The sequence below is a fragment of the Ancylobacter sp. G4_0304 genome (genome assembly GCF_047501495.1).
Taxonomy (GTDB): Bacteria; Pseudomonadota; Alphaproteobacteria; order Rhizobiales; family Xanthobacteraceae; genus Ancylobacter.
In genome coordinates this window covers 1-253 of the sequence record NZ_JAZDRM010000087.1, presented here as the reverse complement: position 1 = coordinate 253, position 253 = coordinate 1, and the positions used below count along the sequence as shown (strand labels likewise).

Annotated in this window: 1 pseudogene; it reads right to left on the bottom strand. The window is 60.1% G+C overall.

Annotated features, from left to right (window positions below):
• Positions 1 to 134 precede the first annotated feature (134 nt).
• Positions 135 to 253 (bottom strand): annotated as a pseudogene (locus tag VRZ77_RS21735) (IS5/IS1182 family transposase); the annotation flags it as partial.

The window sequence follows — 253 nt, the reverse complement described above, 5'->3', positions numbered from 1 at the left end:
CGGCAAAGCCACCCAAACCCACCAGGGAGAAGCCACGAAACTTGACCGCCACCTGACCGCCGACCACCATCAGCCCGGGTCAATTCTCAGTGGAAATCCAGGGTCAGTTCTTCGCGGAAATCAACACAGCGGACTCATAACGCATTGATCCAGATGCGGACGGCAGCGAGCTTGAGGGCTGCGAGGAAGTTGTCTGGGCGCCGGTCGTAGCGGCTGGCGAGGCCGCGCATCTGCTTGATCCTGTTGAAGAAGC